This is a genomic window from Polynucleobacter bastaniensis, assembly GCF_018882205.1.
In the GTDB taxonomy this organism is placed as follows: domain Bacteria; phylum Pseudomonadota; class Gammaproteobacteria; order Burkholderiales; family Burkholderiaceae; genus Polynucleobacter; species Polynucleobacter bastaniensis.
In genome coordinates, this window is record NZ_JACVOU010000002.1 from 170125 (window position 1) to 189090 (window position 18966).

Here is an 18966-nt window from a genome sequence, read left to right on the forward strand (position 1 = left end):
GCTTGCCGGATATCAAAATTGGACCATTCAAGCGGGCACAAGGCTCGATAGTCTTGCCAGGCTCTAAGAGCATTTCTAACCGAGCTTTATTACTAGCCGCCCTTTCTTCAGGCACAACAACGCTTAAAAATTTACTAGATGCTGACGATACCCAGGTGATGCGTAATGCACTACGCCAGTTGGGGCTATCGGTGACCGATCAAGAAAATAAGGTCTGCGTAGTTGAAGGATGTGGCGGTAAGTTCCCCATACAAAATGCAGATCTCTTCATGGGCAATGCGGGTACAGCTATTCGTCCGCTAACAGCAGCTCTTGCAATGCAAGGTGGTCAATATCGCTTATCTGGTGTGCCTCGTATGCATGAAAGACCCATTCGAGATTTAGTAGACGGTCTGCGCCAAGTAGGCGCAAAGATTGATTACGAATTACAAGAAGGTTATCCGCCTATCAAGATTCTTGCCGCTGATATTGAAATCAAAGATGTTGTGAGGGTGCGCGGAGATGTCTCTAGCCAATTTCTGACAGCCTTGTTGATGGCCTTGCCTTTAGTTGCAAAAGAGTCTGTGAGGATCGAAGTGATTGGTGAGTTGATTTCTCGTCCTTATATCGATATCACGCTCAAGCTGATGGCACGCTTTGGCGTCAAAGTGGCTTGTCCTGATGGGCAGTCGTTTGTCATTCCCGCTAAGACCTCTGGTGCGGTATATCAAAGCCCCGGTGTTTTATCGGTTGAGGGTGACGCATCGTCTGCCTCTTACTTCTTAGCGCTAGGTGCGATTAGTAATGGACCGGTGCGTGTTTTAGGCGTTGGTAGTCAAAGCATTCAGGGTGACGTAGCTTTTGCTGGTGCACTCGCACTGATGGGTGCAAACATTTCGTCGGGCGAGGATTGGATTGAGGTTGCTGGCGTCAAGAATGCTAACGGCAAGCTCAATGGCATCACAATCGATTGCACGGAGATTCCAGACGCGGCGATGACTTTAGCTGTTGCCGCTTTGTTTGCTGAAGGCCCTACGCGTTTGAATAATATTGCTAGCTGGCGCGTGAAAGAAACTGATCGTATTGCAGCGATGACTAAAGAATTAAAAAAGGTGGGCGCTATTGTCGAAGAGGGCGCAGATTACATCGTAGTCCAAGCGCCGCCTTCTGTTTCTGATTGGAAGTCTCCTGATGAAGGTATTGATACTTATGATGACCATCGCATGGCCATGTGCTTCTCTTTGGGTGCTTTTGGCCCTAATGCGCTCAAGATCAATGATCCCAACTGCGTTGCAAAAACCTTCCCCACTTACTTTGCTGAATTTGCAAAGATCGTTTCCTAGAAGTCGCTTCTGATGAATTTGCCCCCAGTTATCGCAATTGATGGTCCCACCGCCTCTGGCAAAGGGACGGTTGCTTCCTTGGTAGCGGAAAAGTTAGGTTTTCATTATCTGGACAGTGGTGCGCTCTACCGGCTTGTTGCCCTGGGAAGTGAAAAAGCATCCGTTGATCCTCAAAATGGCCCGGAATTGGGTATTTTGGCCAAAAAACTGGTGATTTCGTTCAAAAATGGCCAAATTTTGCTTAATTCGGAAGATGTAACCGATGCCATTCGCACAGAAAGCATTGGTTTGCGTGCTTCTGCAATAGCGGTGCATCCAGAAGTAAGGCTGGCTTTAATCAGTGTTCAGCATGGTTTTAGGCGGGCTCCAGGCTTAGTTGCTGATGGTCGAGACATGGCTAGCGTGATATTTCCTGATGCGGTTTTGAAGATTTTCCTCACTGCAACAGCTGAGGCTAGAGCGGAACGTCGGTATAAGCAATTGATAGCTAAGGGAATTTCTGCTAAACTAGAGGACTTGTTGCACGATTTGCAAGAGCGCGATGCCAGAGACAGTAGTCGAGGTGCCGCACCTTTGTTGGTCGCAGACGGCGCCAAAGTGCTAGAAACATCGGAATTGTCGATAGATCAAGCAGTTAAGACGGTTCTAGATTGGTATCAATCAACAACATCTTAATTTTTGGTGGGCAGTAAAAAGTAGTAGAAGTTGTTTTGGCGTCTTAAGAAACTCTACAACGCGATTATCTAATTTAGCGTGTTTCTTGGGGCTTTTTTAACCTAACCCGTCAGGCCTTCTGGCGGCACAAAGTGAATATATAAATGTCTGAATCATTTGCAGAACTATTTGAAGAATCATTAACCCGATCGAATATGAAGACCGGCCAAGTTATTTCGGCTGAAGTACTTCGCATCGACCATAACTTCGTCGTTGTTAACGCTGGATTGAAATCCGAAGCGTTTATTCCTGTTGAAGAATTCCATAACGACGCTGGCGAGATTGAGGTAGCTCCTGGCGATTTCGTTTCTGTTGCTATTGACGCTCTTGAGAACGGCTATGGCGACACCATCCTTTCCCGTGATAAAGCGAAACGCTTGGCATCATGGATGAACTTGGAGAAAGCGCTTGAGCAAGCTGAGATAGTTACTGGTACTGTTACCGGTAAGGTTAAAGGCGGCTTGACAGTCATGGTTAACGGTATCCGCGCATTCTTGCCCGGATCACTCGTTGATACACGCCCAATCAAAGACACCAGCCCTTACGAAGGTAAGACGATGGAGTTCAAGGTTATCAAGCTTGACCGTAAGCGTAACAACGTAGTGTTGTCACGTCGTGCAGTGGTTGAGGCTAGCCAAGGTGAAGAGCGAGCAAAGTTGATGTCTAACCTTAAAGAAGGTAGCGTTGTTCAAGGTATCGTTAAGAACATCACTGACTACGGTGCGTTCGTAGACCTCGGTGGTATCGATGGCCTCTTGCACATTACCGATTTGGCATGGCGTCGTGTGCGTCACCCAAGCGAGATGTTGACTGTTGGTCAAGAAGTTACCGCGAAGATTTTGAAGTTCGATCAAGAAAAGAACCGTGTTTCTCTCGGCGTGAAACAACTTGGTGATGATCCATGGGTTGGTATCGCTCGTCGTTACCCACCAAACACCCGTTTATTCGGCAAGGTAACCAACCTGACTGACTACGGCGCGTTCGTAGAAATCGAATCTGGTATCGAAGGTTTGGTACACGTTTCTGAAATGGACTGGACTAACAAGAACGTTGCTCCAAGCAAAGCTACTGCACTAGGAACCGAAGTTGAAGTCATGGTTCTGGATATTGATGAAGACAAGCGTCGTATCAGCTTGGGCATTAAGCAGTGCAAAGCAAATCCATGGGAAGAGTTCTCACGTGGCCAACAAAAAGGCGACAAGTTGACTGGCGCGATCAAGTCTATTACTGACTTTGGTGTGTTCATCGGCTTGCCTGGCGGTATCGATGGTTTGGTTCACCTTTCAGACATTTCTTGGAATGAGCCTGGTGAAGAAGCTGTTAAGAAATACAAAAAAGGCGATGAAGTTGAAGCTACTGTATTAGCCATTGATGTTGAGAAAGAGCGTATCTCTCTCGGTATTAAGCAATTGTCTGGCGACCCATTTAATAACTACACATCCGTTAGCGACAAGGGTAGCCTTGTAACTGGTACTGTGAAGGCTGTTGATGCTAAGGGTGCAACCATTCACTTGGCTGATGAAGTTGAAGCTTACTTGCGCGCTTCTGAGATCTCAACAGATCGCGTTGAAGATGCACGCAATGTATTGAAAGAAGGCGATAGCGTAACTGCAATGATTATTAATATTGATCGCAAGTCACGTGCAATCAATCTTTCAATCAAAGCTAAAGACAGCTCTGATCAACAAGATGCTATGAGCAAGCTCCAAGGTGATGCGCAGTCTGGCACAACCAACTTGGGCGCCTTGTTAAAAGCAAAAATGGACAATCAAGGCTAAATCAATATCGCCGCTTTCCATTAGGAGAGCGGCGGTTTTTTATTGATAGATATGTCAGATCAAGAGCAACAAGCAATCACTCGCTCCGAACTCGTGGAGAGCTTGGCGGAACAGTTTCCCCAGCTATTACCAAGAGATGTGGAGTTGGCAGTAAAAACATTGCTAGACACCATGACTCATGCTTTGGCCGAAGGCAAGCGAATTGAGTTACGCGGTGTGGGTAGCTTTGTTTTGCATCACCGTCCTGCGCGCACTGGTCGTAACCCAAAATCTGGTGAGAAGGTATTGATCCCAGAAAAACGGGTGCCCCATTTCAAGCCAGGTAAAGAATTACGTGAGCGCGTTGATTACAAGCCTTTGAAGCAGGTGAGCCCTAAAGAGGGTTCTGGTGCCTAGTCATATAGCGCATATCCAGTGGTCCATTCGGACCATTTTTTTATTTAAATTCTGCACAGCATGATTCAGATCGCAACCTCCTGGCTTTTATTAATACCAGTGATGTTTGGCATTGGTTGGTTGGCTAGTCGCTGGGATTTGCGCCTTGAAAATCGCATGGATGAGCGCGAGCGTATGCGCCAACAGCGTTCAACCTTTAAGGGCTTAAGTCTTTTATTAAATGAGCAACCAGATCAGGCAATTGAAACCTTGGTCAAGATTGCTCAGCTTGATCCTGAAACAATCGATCTTCACTTTGCTTTAGGTAATTTATTCCGTCGTCGTGGTGAAACTGAGCGGGCGATTCGAGTTCACCAACACCTTGCGAATCGTGATGACTTAAAGCCACGAGATCGAGACCATGCTGCTTATGAATTAGGCCGTGATTTTCTGCGTGCTGGTTTATTGGATCGTGCTGAAGCATCATTAAATCGCGTGGGCGAAGGCAAGTTTGCTGCCCCAGCAAAAGAGAGTCTGCTCGAAATGTATCAAATTGAGCGAGACTGGAAAAAAGCCATCATTGCTGCAAGCGAGCTCGAGGCCCTGCAAGGAAAATCACATCACACCGAGATTGCACAGTTTCATTGTGAGCTTGGTCAAGAAGCATTGCGTCGCAAAGATTTGCCAGCGGTTGAGCAGTCTGTTCAGTTGGCATTACAAGCGGTTCCTCACCATGCACGTGCACTTATTTTGCAGGGTGATTATTTGATGGCTATGGATTGCTCAGCTCAAGCAATCGATGTATGGGCTGTAATTGCAAAGACTCATCCTGCTTACATGCATTTGCTAGCAGACCGCTGGATGGCTGCGCACACATCGCTTGATAAAGCAGATTTAGGTTTGAGTGCGCTATGTGAATTACTAAAAACCCAAGCCTCAGGTGAGTTGCTCGATATTGTACAAAAGCATATGACCCAAATTCGTGGGGCTCAAGCTGCTGAAGTGATGCTAGTTGAGGTGATGCAGCATTCACCCAGTTTGAGTGCTCTCTCGAAATTGGCAGAAACACGTTTGGCATTAGCTGAGAGCAATGGCACGCCAGAGCGAGTGTCTGATTTACAGGCAACACTCAGTTTATTAAAGCAACGTACAACCAGTTTGGCTCGTTACACCTGTGGTAACTGTGGTTTCCGTGCAAGACGATTTTATTGGCAGTGTCCGGGCTGTAATTATTGGGAAGCATACTCCCCAAGACGTAGTGAAGGTTCCGTGTCTAGCGGCCCATCGATGTAAATGAACTAAATAAATTAATTAAACCGTCATCAAATAGTTTTTTAATGATGGTACTGAAACCATAGCGATTTGGAGATGTCTTGAAAGTTACTATCATTGGAAGCGGTTACGTTGGTCTTGTCACCGGCGGTTGTTTAGCGGAGCAGGGTAATAATGTTTTTTGTGTGGACGTAGATTCTAAAAAGATTGATATCCTCAACTCCGGCGGCGTACCGATTTATGAGCCAGGCCTTAAAGAGATGATCGAGCGCAATCGCGCTGCTGGTCGTTTGCAGTTCTCTACTGATATTGCCGCCTCTGTAGCGCATGGTGATATTCAGTTTATTGCTGTTGGAACGCCTCCTGATGAGGATGGGTCTGCTGATCTTCAGTACGTCGTAGCAGCAGCTCGCAATATCGGTCGTCATATGACTACTCCTAAAGTGATCGTCGATAAATCCACTGTGCCAGTAGGCACTGCTGACAAAGTATCTACTGCTATCAGCGAAGAGCTCAATAAAAGAGGTCTGTCACCAGAGCTTTGTTCAGTAGTTTCCAATCCAGAGTTCCTCAAAGAAGGCGCAGCCGTAGAAGATTTCATGCGCCCAGATCGCATTGTGATTGGTACACAAAATACCCCAGCAGGTCTGCGGGCTAAAGAGCAAATGCGCAAACTCTATGCCCCATTTAATCGCCATCACGAGCGCACCTATTACATGGATGTGAAGAGTGCTGAGCTCACCAAATATGCAGCCAATGCCATGTTGGCTACCCGCATCTCTTTTATGAACGAGTTAGCCAATCTAGCTGACTTAGTTGGCGCTGACATTGAAGCAGTGCGCCAAGGTATTGGTTCAGACTCCCGTATTGGTTACGGATTTTTATACTCTGGTACTGGTTATGGTGGCTCTTGCTTTCCGAAGGATGTTTCAGCATTATCCAAAACTGCTATTGAGCATGGACGTGATCTGAAGATATTAGATGCTGTCGAAGCGGTGAACGAAGCCCAAAAGTACATCCTTGTAGAGAAGATTGAAAAACGCTTTGGTAAAAATCTGGCTGGCAAGAAGTTTGCTATGTGGGGCTTGGCATTTAAGCCCAATACTGACGATATGCGCGAAGCCCCTAGTCGAGTCATTATCCAGGAGCTGGTCAAGCGTGGTGCTCAGGTCGTGGCACACGATCCAGTAGCAATGCCAGAAGCCAGACATTGTCTTGAAGTGGACTTCAAAGGCAATCCAGAAGGTCTCAAGCAAGTGACTTTGGTGGATGACCCCATGGCAGCAACCCAAGGTGCCGATGCCTTGGTAATCGTGACTGAGTGGAAGGCCTTCCGTAGTCCTGATTTTGACCTTCTCAAAGCCAAACTGAAGAACCCTATTATCTTTGATGGCCGTAATTTGTATGAGCCACAAGCTATGCAAGAATTAGGTATTGAGTACCAAGGTATTGGTCGTCATAATTAATTATCAGTACAAAAAGAATTCCTTAGAGAGATTAGTTACATCGTGGAAAAAGCTAACCGAGAACAATTTTCTAAAGCCCGCTTATTAGTAGCGGGCGATGTCATGCTGGATCGCTATTGGTTTGGTGATACAAATCGGATCTCCCCTGAGGCGCCAGTACCAGTAGTTCAAGTGGGCAAGATTGACGAGCGTTTAGGTGGTGCTGCTAACGTTGCTCGTAACGTTGCGGCGCTTGGAGCTAAGACAATGATTTTGGGTGTGATTGGTGATGATGAGGCAGGACGACGTATTACAGATCTCTTAAAATCCAGTGGCGTTAATAGTCAATTGGAGATTGATAGCAAAGTGCCGACAACAGTGAAGTTGCGGGTCATTGCAAGACAGCAACAATTGATTCGCTTAGACTTCGAGGAAACTCCAAGTGAGGCAGCTTTGGCTCACAAACTCGAGCGTTACGAGAAGCTGGTTGGTGATGCTGATGTAGTGATTTTGTCTGACTACGGTAAAGGTGCCTTAGGTCAGGTAACTTTGATGATTGAGCAGGCTCGCGCTCAAAAGAAAACGATCCTAGTCGATCCTAAGGGTGACGACTATGCTAAATATCGTGGCGCTACTGTACTCACTCCAAATCGTAGTGAGCTCCGCCAAGTCGTGGGTAAATGGACCAGTGAAGAGGATCTCACCAAGAGAGCACAAGATCTCAGAAAGTCATTAAACCTCGAGGCGCTTCTTCTCACTCGTTCCGAGGAGGGTATGAGTTTATTTACTGATGCTGGTGTGAGTCATGTAAAGGCGCAGGCACGCGAAGTATTTGATGTGTCAGGTGCGGGCGACACCGTTATAGGAACGCTAGCAGTCGCATTAGCAGCTGGCTGGCCACTAGAAAGAGCGATGGCTTTGGCTAATCGGGCTGGTGGTATTGTGGTTGGTAAGTTGGGTACAGCCACTGTTACTTCTGAGGAATTGCAATGACCATTATCGTGACCGGCGCAGCTGGGTTTATTGGTGCCAATATTGTTCAAGCGCTCAATGCGCGTGGCGAGAAAAATATTATTGCAGTTGACGATTTGAATCCAGCTGATAAGTATCGCAATCTGGCAGATTTAGACATCATTGATTATCTAGATAAAGATGAGTTTCTAGAGGCATTTAAAAGCGGTCGCTTTGGTAAGGTGAGGGCAGTCTTTCATGAAGGGGCTTGCTCCGATACGATGGAAACGGATGGCATCTTCATGATGGCAAATAATTTCCGTTACACCATGGATTTACTCGATATCTGCACAGAACAAAAAGTGCAATTACTCTACGCCTCTTCAGCAGCAACCTATGGTGGTTCTGATGTGTTTGTAGAGAGTCGTGAGCATGAGAAGCCATTGAACATCTATGGCTACTCCAAGTTTCTATTCGATCAAGTAATACGCAAGCGCTTTACTGAAAAAGCCAATGCTGCACAAGTGGTTGGTTTCCGCTACTTCAATGTCTACGGCCCACGTGAATCACATAAAGGCCGTATGGCTTCAGTGGCATTCCACCAGTATCACCAATACAAAGCTAATAGCAAAGTTAAGCTTTTTGGTGAGTATGGTGGTTATGCTGCTGGTGAGCAAAGTCGTGACTTTGTATCAGTGGAAGACGTAGTGAAAGTGAATTTATATTTCTTAGATCACCCCGAAATCAGTGGCATCTTCAATCTCGGTAGTGGCCGCGCACAACCATTCAATGATGTTGCTCACGCAGTAGCTAACGCCATGCGCAAAATTGATAAAGCTAACCCTGCTAGCCTAGAAGAATTGGTTAAAGAAAAGGCAATTGAGTACATCCCATTCCCAGATGCGCTCAAAGGTAAGTATCAGTGCTTCACGCAAGCAGATCTAACTAATCTGCGTGCTGCTGGATACTCGGAACCCTTCCTCAATGTGGAGCAGGGTGTCAGTCGTTATGTTGCTTGGTTATCAGCTAATACAGATTTTTTGGCAAGTCCCCTAGCAAGTAATTGACCAAGAAAAAGACTTGTTTTGTAGCACGTAAGTCTAAATACCAAGCTGAGAGCACATCTTCATCTTAAGTTTTTGGGCTACTATATTACTTATAAAAACTAGGAGATTTCCTATGTGCAAGCTCTCATTTTTCTCTGCATTCACTCTTTCCGTGGGCATTTTATTGGCGCCATCTATAGCCTTTTCGGCGCCCAATAGTGATGAGTCTGATGTTGATGTACAAAATATCAAGGCACCCCCTAGGGATGTTAAAGATATCCTCAGATTAGTTGAACAAACTAAACCAGACCTCGCTATCGTAGAGCGAGCTAAAAAAGTGGTTGCAATTCCTTTGCCAATATCACAGGACAACGAAGTATTAAATCATTTTTACACTAGACGTTCTGCAGCATATGAGGATCTAGGAAATACTGGCGAAGCGTTAAAAAACTTAGAGATTGCAGTAAATCAACATCCTTCCACTACTCCACGACTGCATTTGAACGACTTAATTAGCCTGAGCGTGCTTGAAAGTTCGGTTGGCAAGCAGACTAAAGCAATTGCTATTATTCAAAAAGCACAGGCCTATCAATTATCAGCTTTGCCCAATTTGACTGGTTTTCAAATGACTATGGGTCGGCTGTTGCTGACCTACTATGTCAATTCAGGTAACTTTGAAGCGGCGAAAAAAACACTTGATTCGATCGAAGGGACGTTAAGCACTCTAAAAAGGTCTCGATCATATATGGAGTTTGGGGCTAATTGGGAGGCCGCATATGAAAGTGCTCGCGGAATTTATTTCTCTGGTCAGGGGCAGTGGCTAGAAAGTGAGCGCTCTCTTAGAAAAACATTGCATTTACTTGAGATGCAATATGGAAAAGTTAAAAATAGCTCATCAAAAATTGATGTTGTTGGGGATGAGACTAGAACAGCTGCCGATGCTTCTAATAATCCCCGAGTGTATGTCACTCAAATTTCAAATAGGGAGTTAAATTTAGCTAATGTATTGTTGAGGCAGCGAAAATTAATCGATGCTGAGTTCTATGCTCGAAAATCTATTACGCTTTCCCTTTCAAGCTTTGGTTCAAATTCCATTGAGGTTGCTCGTGGCCTGAGAAGTCTTGCGGTTATTGTTAACGAGCAGGGAAGGTATGCTGAGGCAGTACTTCTTTCAAGAGCGGCATTAAGTACCGTTAAGGCTGCAGGTGCCACCGGTGCAAACACCACTCTTGCCTTAGCTCAGAGGTCGCTCGGCACTGCACTTGTAGCAGATGGTAAATATGCTGAGGCAAATCAAGCATTCGAAGAAATGGCTTTGGGGATTAAAACTGATCCTGAGATGGCAAAAAGTTACCAGTTCGGAGACTTGGATTGGGTATTGGCAATGCTCAAGACTGGAAAGTCTAGTCAAGCTCTTGAAATGACTGGCGAGATACTTAAAAAGCTTGATACATCCTCCGACAAAAATTCACCTCGCGTAGCAATGGTAAGGGCATTTGAAGCTGCAAGTTTACAGGCCGAAAATAAATGGACAGAGGCAGATTCTGTCTATAAAGCATCTATTCCCATCTTAATTGATCAAGCACGAAACGATGCTGAGAATGACACAACGAGTATTAAGCAGCAACAACGAATGACATTTCTTTTGGAAAGTTATTTAGCATCATTGGCATACACTGCAAAAAATGATCCTAATCAGGCTACATTGGCTGCGGCGCAAGCTTTCCAGGTTGCAGATATTGCAAGAGGTAGTGGTGTTCAAAGGGCCTTAACGGCTAGTGCTGCACGTGCCAGTATTAAGGATTCCCAATTAGCCGGTCTTGCAAGGCAGGAACAGGATTTACAAAGACGAATTAATACGCTCTCAGAGTTATTGACTGGCCTGCGCTCAGCTTCGCCTGATCAGCAGCTACCTGCTGTACAGTCAAAAGTTCGTTCGGATATTGAAGTATTTAAATCTCAGCGCGAATCTCTGAAGAAAGAGATTGAGAAAAAATTCCCTGAATATGCTGAGTTGGTTGAGCCAAAGCCCGCATCAATCGAGCGAACTCAACGCCTGTTAAAGGCTGATGAAGTTTTGGTCTCTTGGTATTTTGCAGAAAATGTTGGGTATGTGTGGGCAATAAGCAAGCAGGGAGCCCCACAATTTTCCCAGTTGGCTATTGGTCGAAAGCAAATGGCAAAACAAGTTGCTCAACTGCGTAAGGCTCTTGACCCTGGCGTATCAACAATCGACGAGATTCCTCCTTTTGATGTCGCATTGGCATACAAACTCTATCAAGAGATTTTGGCACCAGTGGAAGCAGGCTTCAAGGGTAAAAAAGTCATGTTGGTTGTGCCCCACGCCGAACTTGGTCAGTTACCAATATCGTTATTGGTAACTCAAGCCACTGCTCAGCCTGCTAAGGGTGGAGCGATTGCATTCGCTGGATATAAATCTGTTCCGTGGCTAACAAGAGATATTGCCGTAGCTCAGATTCCCTCTGTAACAGCGTTAACAGCACTTCGCAGTCTGCCAGAAGGTAATCCTAATCGAAAGAATTTTATTGGCTTTGGGGATCCTTACTTTAGCGGTGCTCAAGAAAAGAGCGCTCAAAAAAGTGCTGGTACGCAGTTGGCTACGCGTGGCATACCTTTGAAATTGAGAAGTGCGCCAAAGACTATGGGTGTCAGTTCTGCAGAGCTAGCACTACTTCCGCGTTTACCTGATACCAGCTTGGAGATTGAGGAAATTGGAAAAGTGGTTGGCGCCCAACCAAGCGATATCTTTTTGCATAAGCAGGCTAGCGTAAAGCAGGTAACCTCGATGGACTTATCTGACCGTAAGGTAGTTATGTTTTCAACCCATGGCTTGGTGCCCGGAGAGCTTAATGGGCTGACCCAGCCAGCTCTTGCCTTGTCATCTCCTGAAGTGACGGGAGACCAAGATGACGGTTTGTTAACCATGGATAAGGTTATTGCCCTTAAGTTAGATGCTGATTGGGTGGTGCTGTCAGCATGCAATACAGCTGCCGGCGAGGGGTCGGGATCTGAAGCGGTATCTGGTTTGGGTAGAGCATTCTTTTTTGCTGGGGCTAAAGCATTATTGGTCTCTAATTGGCCCGTAGATTCAATGGCCTCCCGTCAATTGATGACTGACTTATTTAAACGTCAGCAGCAAAACCAGGGACTCACAAAGTCAGAGGCTTTGCGACAAGCAATGCTCAATCAAGTAGATCAAGGCGGTATGAAAGAGGGTAATACGATGAAATACTCTTATGCACACCCCTTATTTTGGGCTCCCTTTGTAGTAGTTGGCGATTGATTTAATATCTCCTTTAAATAACCCTTATTTTGGAATGATGATGAAACTTACTCAAATCTTACTTTTAACTAGTCTCATGATTGCAAGCTCATTAGTTAGTGCAGCGCCTCTAATTAGCGCAAAAGAGGCTGCATTACCAGCAGCGTCTGGAGCGTTGGCCACGCGTGGGATTTCTCGAGGTCCATCGGTGAAGCTAGTTTCCCCGGAGGCTGACACTCCAGTTAGCTCCCCACTTGATTTCAAGGTCAACTTTGAGGCACGTGGAGAGGGGAAGATTGATCCATCCTCAATCAAGGTCGTTTATATGAAATCCCCCTTTGTGGATTTAACGCCAAGATTGAAAAATTCTATTAGCGCATCAGGTATTGATTTTTTAAAGGCGGATGTACCTTCGGGTTCTCACACAATCCGTGTGACAGCAAAAGATACTGATGGTCGAGAAACAAATACTGTTTTCACTCTAGTCGTTAAATGATGAATTGCCCATACTGCCTCTCTGAAGTTGCTGAAGAGGCATCAGTCTGCAAGATCTGCACGCGGGATCTCTATTTATTTAAGCCCATGATGGCCAAGGTGGCAGAGCTTGAGAAGCGCCTTGAGGAGATTCCGAATCAAGATGCCTATGAGCATCGCATTGTAGAATTGCAATTATTGTTAGATGAACAAGTTCAAAAGCAGGTTGAGCCAAGAGGTCTTGGTTTGTCTATGCTGGATATTGTTATATATATCGGCATTCCTCTTGCGCTCCTATTGGCTGCACATGGATTGATCTCGATTGTTTATGACACTAAGCCCTTGTACTTAAGACTGATCTCCATCATATTGCCTTTACCTTTTGGGTACTTCCTATTTAAAGGCGCTACTCGCAAATTATTTCCTTGGTTTATGGGGGTAGTATTTTTAGCGATTGCCTCTGTGATTGGCATGAGCTGGATGACCTCTTTAGTGGATGGGTCTCCAATTTGGCCTCAAAATACATTTGAATGGCGGGAAGTTCTGGAGTATTCCGCAAGCATCGCCTTTAGTTTCTTAACCGGGATGCTTCTCGGTGGAGTCGCCTATGCGAGCAAACAAAGGCATTTACGAAAAGCATCGATCAATCCCTTCCTAAAGGCGGTTGTTACAGGCTTGGGTGAGGGACGCATTTCGCCATCAAGTTTGCATGGCCTGATGAAGAAGTTGCAGGAATACGGCGGCACTATTGTTGCGCTTGGAACTACTGCAGTATCTATCTACACTGGTCTGAAGGGCATTATTGGTTAAGTAAGTATTTCTTGATTTGATTGTCGTCCACAAAATTTAGTCAACAGTTGGGGTTCTCATTCGTTATATCTAATCCACTTGCACTTTGTGTAGGTGGATTTTTTATTAACTGATGGAGATTAAATGAATCAATTATTAAAGTCTTTAGTGTTTTCAGTATTTGTAGCTGTCTCAGGTTTAGCTGCCGCCTCACCAATCAATGTCAATACTGCAACCCAGTCTGAATTAGAAAGTATCAAAGGAATTGGACCGTCTAAGGCGAAAACAATCATTGCTGAACGTTTAGATGGTGGGCATTTTCAGGATGCCAATGACCTCCAAAAACGGGTTCGTGGCATTGGTATGAAATCCGTAGAAAAGATGGTGGATAACGGCTTAACTATTGAGGCTCCAAGTTCTTTTCGTGAACCGCATGGCCGCACCAATAAAGAGGGCCCCAAGGCTAGCAGACGTGGCTCACGCGGTCAAAGTGGTGCGCGCCATCATACGGATCGTGCGGAACCAAGTCGCCGAAATTAAACCCTTTTACGTCTAGCCTAGCTTATGGCTAAAATGGTTTCATGAACACACCCTCTTACTTAACTATTTCACAGACCGTGGGTAATACACCCCTGGTTCGTTTACAACGCATTCCGGGCGCTGAAAACGATACCAAAAATAATCTGATCTTAGGAAAGTTGGAGGGCAATAATCCAGCCGGGTCGGTAAAAGATCGACCTGCGCTGTCGATGATTCTGCGCGCACAAGAGCGTGGCGAAATTAAACCTGGCGATACCCTGATTGAGGCTACCAGCGGTAACACTGGCATTGCTTTGGCAATGACTGCTGCAATGTTGGGTTATAAGATGGTCTTGGTAATGCCGGAAAACCAAAGTATTGAACGTCGACAAAGTATGGCTGCCTATGGAGCGGAACTCATTCTGACAGCAGCTTCTGGTGGCATGGAATTTGCGCGTGACTATGCATCACAATTGCAGAAGGAAGGTCGTGGCAGATTATTGGATCAATTTGCAAATCCAGATAATCCACGTGCTCACATCGAGACGACTGGTCCAGAGATATGGCGCGATACCCATGGTCAGGTGACACACTTTGTCTCATCGATGGGCACTACTGGAACCATTACCGGAGTTTCCACTTATTTAAAAACCATGAATCCCAATATCCAGATTATTGGCGCGCAACCAGAAGAGGGTTCGCAGATTCCAGGTATTCGTAAATGGGCTCCAGAGTATCTGCCTAAGATTTACCAAGGCGATAAGGTGGATCGTATCGAGTATGTCAGCCAAGCAGATGCTGAAGAAATGGCGCGTCGCCTTGCGGCCCAAGAGGGTATCTTCTGCGGTATTTCAGCTGGCGGTGCTTTAGTGGTTGCCTTGCGAATCGCTCGTCAGGTAGAAAACGCTACGATCGTCTTTATCGTTTGCGACCGTGGTGATCGCTACCTATCTACTGGAGTTTTTCCAGCGTAAGATATTCAAACTTCAACATTAAGTCTGCTTTGGTTTTTTCTTACTAGTGGTTTTCTTGGGTTTGGATTTGGCTGATTCACTCGCCTTTATTTCGGACTTTGCCTGAGGTGTACTGACCAGTACTACGCTTTGGTTCTTGTAGCCCAGAGCTTCTGCAAACTCTGCAACACTTTGCGCGTAGAAGTAACTGCGGTTGTATTGCACAATCGTCAGGAAGTTGTTTAAGCCAACAACATAGCGCACCTGATCGTTATCATCTTTATCGGGGTAAGGCAGATCAACAATGAGAGCCTTACTTTGTGGCTCAACGCCACCAGACTGAAGGTCACCTTGCTCATTGGTGAGAATGCCTTTTGAAATGAGTTCTTGAATAGTGTATTTAAGTTGTGGCTCACCATCAGCTAGGTCTCTTGCTTCGTTGATCGCCGCTTCCTGTACTGGGAAGTAAATCGGCATACCGGGCTGCCAGCCATGTTTTTTCATAAAATTACCCACGCTAGCAATAGCATCTTTAGTACTTTGCTTAAGGTCAATGCGACCATCGCCATCGCCATCCACCGCAAAGTTACGGATGCTGCCAGGCATAAATTGCGGCAAGCCAATGGCGCCTGCATAAGAGCTATTTTGATTGAGGCAGCTATTAAAGCGAGATGGACTCAAGCCTTGATTACTATTATTTGCCGGCAAGCTGCCACCGTCCTCAGTCCAGCACATGAGGATGAGTTCTTGAAGTTGATCTTTAAACAGTTGCTCTCTACTCGCTTTATTGGGAGTGTCGGGATAGCTGAAGGCTAGCGTAGAGAGCACATCCTTGACTCGAAAATTTCCAGTTTGACGGCCATAGATGGTTTCAATACCAATAATGGACACAATGACTTCAGCTGGAACTCCTGACTCTTGTTGAACTTTACTTAAGAATGCTTGGTTTTGCTCCCAAAAAGCCTTGCCAGCCTTCAGGCGAACCGGCTCAATAAAGCGCTTGCGATAGGCAACCCAATTCTTTTTAAAGCTGCCCGATGGGGGTAATACCAATTTGCGTATGGACGGAATTGTTTTAGCATCTAAGAAGCCCGATTCCAGAATGGCTTGAGGGATTCCCTGGGTTTGGGCAATTTGAGTAATTAGCTCATTGAGGTTTTGGTTAAAACGGGCTTCTGTCGCAACATCCTCAGACTGGTTTACGATAGTCTCTGTAGGACTAGCTTGCTGAATAGGGGTACTGGAGCAGGCAGCAAGCAGTAGCACTATTGATAGTATTGAAGCAAGGTAGGAGACGCGATAATTCATGGATATGAGGATAGGTTTTTGAAGGGTTAGCAGATTTAATTAAATTATAAAAACTACAGTTTTGCTATTGAGGATTTCCAGTAATGACAACAGGATACATAACTCACCCCGATTTTCTAAAACATGAGATGGGTAGCCATCATCCTGAGTGTCCGGAGCGTATTCAGGCAATCAATGATCAGTTAATTCGTAGTGGCATTGATCGCTTTCTACACCACCTCGATGCCCCTTTGGCAACTGAAGAGCAGCTAGAGTTAGTTCATAGCCCAGATCACGTTGCCTTCGTTAAAGAGCGTTCACCAGCGAACGGTTACTTTATGCTCGACGGTGACACCATTATGAACCCCCATACTTGGAGTGCTGCGCTACGTGCGGCCGGTGCTGCTATTGCGGGTGTTGATGCGGTAATGAGGGGTGAAGTTGAAAACGTGTTTTGCGCAGTTCGCCCTCCAGGGCACCATGCAGAGCCAACCCGATCAATGGGATTTTGTGTTTTTGATAACGTTGCCGTAGCAGCGAGATATGCGATGGAGACATACGGCATTGAACGCGTGGCTATCATTGATTTTGATGTTCACCATGGTAACGGTACTGAAGCAGCATTTTTTAATGACCCTAATGTACTTATGTGCAGTTTCTTTCAGCACCCGTTTTATCCATACAGCGGCTTAGATAGAGCAAGCAATATGGTGAATGTTCCGCTTCCAGCATCTACGCGTGGTGATGTGGTGCGTTCCATAGTTGAAGAACAATGGTTACCACGCCTACGAGATTTTGAGCCTGAGCTCATCATCATTTCTGCGGGCTTTGATGCTCACCGTGAAGATGACTTGGGTCAGATGGGTTTGGTGGAAGATGACTACGCTTGGATTACTAAGCAGTTAAAAGGAGTTGCAAGCCAATACGCTCAGGGCCGTATCGTCAGCTGCCTGGAGGGTGGTTACAACCTTTCTGCTTTGGGTCGTAGCGTGGTAGCGCATGTCAAAGCTCTTGCTGATATTTAATTGCAGTCAGATTCCAGAAATCTAGAAACAAAGAAGATCCATATCCAAGGAACGCATGGCTAATATTTTTGAGCAGGGTTTAGAACGTAATCCTGCAAACTTCACTCCGATTACTCCTTTATTGTTTCTGGAGCGATCCGCTGAAGTCTACCCAGATCGCTTGGCGGTCATTCATGGAAAGCTACGTCAGACTTGGGCTCAGACTTATGAGCGTTGCCGTCGCTTAGCAAGCGCCTTGCAAAAGCAAGGTATTGGCCTGGGTGATACCGTTGCCGTGATGTTGCCCAATACACCGCCCATGGTTGAGGCGCACTTTGGAATTCCAATGTCGGGTGCGGTATTGAATGCTTTAAATACCCGCCTTGATCCTGAGTCAATTGCTTTTATGCTCAATCATGGCGAAGCAAAAGTGGTGATCGTAGATCCCGAGTTTTCGGGAGTAATGAAAAAAGCCCTTGAGATTGCCAAGAGAGAAAGCGGTCGTGAGTTTCTGGTGATTGATGTCGAGGAAAAAGAGTTTGATGTCTCTGGTGAAAAGCTCGGCAAACTCACTTATGAACAGTTCCTGTCTGAGGGCGATCCTCAGTTCGCTTGGCAAGTCCCTGCAGATGAATGGCAAGCCATTTGCCTAAACTACACCTCAGGCACTACCGGCAATCCAAAGGGGGTGGTGTATCACCATCGCGGCGCAGCGATTAATGCGATCTCAAATATTTTGGACTGGGATATCAGCAAGCACCCCACCTATCTCTGGACGCTCCCAATGTTCCATTGCAATGGCTGGTGCTTTCCATGGACGGTAGCGGCACGCGCTGGCATTAATGTTTGTCTACGTCGCGTGGATGCGCAACATATATTTGCTGCTATTAAAGATCATGGTGTCACCCATTACTGCGCTGCTCCAATTGTGCACAACCTACTAGTCAACGCCCCTGACGAATTAAAGGAAGGTGTGCCGGTAGGGGTAAAAGGCTTAATTGCAGGCGCTGCACCTCCTGCATCCATTATTGAAGGGATGGAACAGCTGGGCTTTGATCTAACGCATGTCTATGGATTAACGGAGACCTACGGACCTGCGGCGGTATGTGTCAAACAGGATGAATGGAATGACCTTGACATTGGTGAAAGAGCCCGCCTCAACGCGCGGCAAGGTGTGCGCTATCACCTGCAGCAGGCTATTGCCGTCCTTGATCCCGTAACTCTTAAGCCAGTTCCTGCTGATGGTGAGACTATGGGTGAGATTATGTTCAAGGGTAATATTGCTATGAAGGGTTACCTTAAAAATGAGAAGGCAAGCAAAGAGGCTTTTGAGGGCGGCTGGTTTCATTCGGGTGATCTGGCAGTGATAAACCCCGATGGCTATGTGAAGATGAAGGACCGTAGCAAAGACATCATTATTTCTGGTGGCGAAAATATCTCCTCTGTGGAGGTTGAAGATGTTCTTTATCGCCACCCAGCTGTCATGGCTGCTGCAGTAGTCGCGAAGCCAGACCCTAAGTGGGGGGAAACACCTTGCGCCTTTCTGGAAATTAAGCCGGGAATAGCAGTTACGCCTGCTGAGATCATTGCCCATTGCAAGCAGCATTTAGCTGGCTTTAAGGTACCAAAAGCCATTGTGTTCTGTGAGCTACCAAAGACCTCTACTGGCAAGATCCAGAAGTTTGAACTTCGCAAGCAGGCGGGCTCTGCTTCAGCAATCGACGTCTAGCCCCAAATAGCGCTGAGCGGATAAA

Annotated in this window: 15 protein-coding genes and 1 pseudogene; 15 read left to right on the top strand and 1 reads right to left on the bottom strand. The window is 46.0% G+C overall.

Annotated features, from left to right (window positions below; all coding sequences use genetic code 11):
* Window positions 1-2 precede the first annotated feature (2 nt).
* From aroA to cysM, 13 genes and pseudogenes are all read left to right on the top strand, one after another.
* Window positions 3-1322, top strand: coding sequence for a 3-phosphoshikimate 1-carboxyvinyltransferase (aroA, locus tag ICN22_RS03970; protein ID WP_216169340.1), 1320 nt, complete (start codon window positions 3-5; stop codon window positions 1320-1322).
* A gap of 12 nt (window positions 1323-1334) precedes the next feature.
* Window positions 1335-1997 carry a (d)CMP kinase gene (gene cmk, locus ICN22_RS03975; RefSeq protein WP_216168998.1) on the top strand — a complete coding sequence of 221 codons (663 nt, stop codon included), beginning with the start codon at window positions 1335-1337 and terminating at the stop codon, window positions 1995-1997.
* Between the two features lie 143 nt (window positions 1998-2140).
* Window positions 2141-3814, top strand: a complete 1674-nt coding sequence (rpsA, locus tag ICN22_RS03980) for a 30S ribosomal protein S1 (protein ID WP_215304875.1) — start codon at window positions 2141-2143, stop codon at window positions 3812-3814.
* 51 nt (window positions 3815-3865) lie between these two features.
* Window positions 3866-4162: pseudogene (locus ICN22_RS03985) on the top strand (integration host factor subunit beta); the annotation flags it as partial.
* A gap of 108 nt (window positions 4163-4270) precedes the next feature.
* Window positions 4271-5482 (top strand): lipopolysaccharide assembly protein LapB, encoded by a 1212-nt coding sequence (gene lapB, locus ICN22_RS03990; protein WP_216168999.1) that lies wholly within the window; start codon window positions 4271-4273, stop codon window positions 5480-5482.
* An 80-nt stretch (window positions 5483-5562) separates the two neighbouring features.
* Complete coding sequence (locus ICN22_RS03995; protein ID WP_216169000.1) at window positions 5563-6927, top strand: UDP-glucose dehydrogenase family protein; 1365 nt, start codon at window positions 5563-5565, stop codon at window positions 6925-6927.
* 42 nt (window positions 6928-6969) lie between these two features.
* Complete coding sequence (gene rfaE1, locus ICN22_RS04000) at window positions 6970-7899, top strand: D-glycero-beta-D-manno-heptose-7-phosphate kinase (protein ID WP_216169001.1); 930 nt, start codon at window positions 6970-6972, stop codon at window positions 7897-7899.
* Entirely contained in the window at window positions 7896-8924 is a 1029-nt protein-coding gene (gene rfaD / locus ICN22_RS04005) for an ADP-glyceromanno-heptose 6-epimerase (protein WP_216169002.1), read from the top strand. The genes rfaE1 and rfaD overlap by 4 nt, the downstream gene beginning before the upstream one ends.
* A gap of 112 nt (window positions 8925-9036) precedes the next feature.
* Entirely contained in the window at window positions 9037-12207 is a 3171-nt protein-coding gene (locus ICN22_RS04010; protein WP_216169003.1) for a CHAT domain-containing protein, read from the top strand.
* A gap of 76 nt (window positions 12208-12283) precedes the next feature.
* Window positions 12284-12682 carry a hypothetical protein gene (locus tag ICN22_RS04015; protein ID WP_216169004.1) on the top strand — a complete coding sequence of 133 codons (399 nt, stop codon included), beginning with the start codon at window positions 12284-12286 and terminating at the stop codon, window positions 12680-12682.
* The gene (locus tag ICN22_RS04020) at window positions 12679-13470 is read left to right on the top strand and encodes a hypothetical protein (RefSeq protein ID WP_216169005.1); all 792 of its coding nucleotides are present in this window, start codon (window positions 12679-12681) and stop codon (window positions 13468-13470) included. The genes ICN22_RS04015 and ICN22_RS04020 overlap by 4 nt, the downstream gene beginning before the upstream one ends.
* A 123-nt stretch (window positions 13471-13593) precedes the next feature.
* Complete coding sequence (locus ICN22_RS04025; RefSeq protein ID WP_216169006.1) at window positions 13594-13989, top strand: ComEA family DNA-binding protein; 396 nt, start codon at window positions 13594-13596, stop codon at window positions 13987-13989.
* 41 nt (window positions 13990-14030) lie between these two features.
* Entirely contained in the window at window positions 14031-14942 is a 912-nt protein-coding gene (cysM, locus tag ICN22_RS04030; protein WP_216169007.1) for a cysteine synthase CysM, read from the top strand.
* Window positions 14943-14960: 18 nt separating this feature from the next.
* Here cysM and ICN22_RS04035 read toward each other — a convergent pair whose 3' ends face one another.
* Window positions 14961-16229: a lytic murein transglycosylase gene (locus ICN22_RS04035; protein WP_216169008.1), complete on the bottom strand. Its 1269-nt coding sequence runs from the start codon at window positions 16227-16229 to the stop codon at window positions 14961-14963.
* 83 nt (window positions 16230-16312) lie between these two features.
* Between ICN22_RS04035 and ICN22_RS04040 the strand changes: the two genes are divergently transcribed.
* Together ICN22_RS04040 and ICN22_RS04045 are read left to right on the top strand one after the other, a co-directional pair.
* Window positions 16313-17233, top strand: coding sequence for a histone deacetylase family protein (locus tag ICN22_RS04040; protein WP_216169009.1), 921 nt, complete (start codon window positions 16313-16315; stop codon window positions 17231-17233).
* Between the two features lie 55 nt (window positions 17234-17288).
* Window positions 17289-18941, top strand: a complete 1653-nt coding sequence (locus ICN22_RS04045) for an acyl-CoA synthetase (protein ID WP_216169010.1) — start codon at window positions 17289-17291, stop codon at window positions 18939-18941.
* Window positions 18942-18966: the final 25 nt, after the last annotated feature.

What these genes read in the sequence shown, in the direction of transcription:
- cmk (WP_216168998.1), top strand. Translation starts at nt 1,335, where the DNA reads ATGAATTTGCCCCCAGTTATCGCAATTGATGGTCCCACCGCCTCTGGC.
- rpsA (WP_215304875.1), top strand. Translation starts at nt 2,141, where the DNA reads ATGTCTGAATCATTTGCAGAACTATTTGAAGAATCATTAACCCGATCG.
- lapB (WP_216168999.1), top strand. Translation starts at nt 4,271, where the DNA reads ATGATTCAGATCGCAACCTCCTGGCTTTTATTAATACCAGTGATGTTT.
- rfaD (WP_216169002.1), top strand. Translation starts at nt 7,896, where the DNA reads ATGACCATTATCGTGACCGGCGCAGCTGGGTTTATTGGTGCCAATATT.
- ICN22_RS04010 (WP_216169003.1), top strand. Translation starts at nt 9,037, where the DNA reads ATGTGCAAGCTCTCATTTTTCTCTGCATTCACTCTTTCCGTGGGCATT.
- ICN22_RS04015 (WP_216169004.1), top strand. Translation starts at nt 12,284, where the DNA reads ATGATTGCAAGCTCATTAGTTAGTGCAGCGCCTCTAATTAGCGCAAAA.
- ICN22_RS04020 (WP_216169005.1), top strand. Translation starts at nt 12,679, where the DNA reads ATGATGAATTGCCCATACTGCCTCTCTGAAGTTGCTGAAGAGGCATCA.
- ICN22_RS04025 (WP_216169006.1), top strand. Translation starts at nt 13,594, where the DNA reads ATGAATCAATTATTAAAGTCTTTAGTGTTTTCAGTATTTGTAGCTGTC.
- cysM (WP_216169007.1), top strand. Translation starts at nt 14,031, where the DNA reads ATGAACACACCCTCTTACTTAACTATTTCACAGACCGTGGGTAATACA.
- ICN22_RS04035 (WP_216169008.1), bottom strand. Translation starts at nt 16,229, where the DNA reads ATGAATTATCGCGTCTCCTACCTTGCTTCAATACTATCAATAGTGCTA.
- ICN22_RS04040 (WP_216169009.1), top strand. Translation starts at nt 16,313, where the DNA reads ATGACAACAGGATACATAACTCACCCCGATTTTCTAAAACATGAGATG.
- ICN22_RS04045 (WP_216169010.1), top strand. Translation starts at nt 17,289, where the DNA reads ATGGCTAATATTTTTGAGCAGGGTTTAGAACGTAATCCTGCAAACTTC.